Here is a 385-nt window from a genome sequence, read left to right on the forward strand (position 1 = left end):
GCCTTCAGAAAGAACTTTGCGCATTTCGCCAGAACGTAGACGGATAGTTACGTACGCACCGTCGCGAGCAACGATTTGAGCGTAAGCACCAGCCGAACGAGCTAGCTGACCACCTTTACCAGGTTTAAGTTCAACATTGTGTACAGTTGAACCTACTGGGATGTTACGCATTGGTAGAGTGTTACCAGCTTTGATTGGTGCATCAACACCAGACTGAATAACATCACCAGCTACAACACCTTTAGGTGCTAGGATGTAGCGACGCTCACCGTCTTTGTAAAGAACTAGAGCAATGTTTGCGCTACGGTTTGGATCGTATTCTAGACGCTCAACTGTCGCTGGGATACCGTCTTTAGTACGTTTGAAGTCAATTACACGGTAGTGA

General features: G+C 47.0%; 1 protein-coding gene. It reads right to left on the reverse strand.

Annotated features, from left to right (window positions below; genetic code table 11):
• On the reverse strand, window positions 1-385 hold a 385-nt coding region (gene rplB, locus UF06_RS07040; RefSeq protein ID WP_045569807.1), incomplete at both ends, for a 50S ribosomal protein L2.

Source organism: Vibrio sp. S234-5 (assembly GCF_000960595.1).
Taxonomy (GTDB): domain Bacteria; phylum Pseudomonadota; class Gammaproteobacteria; order Enterobacterales; family Vibrionaceae; genus Vibrio.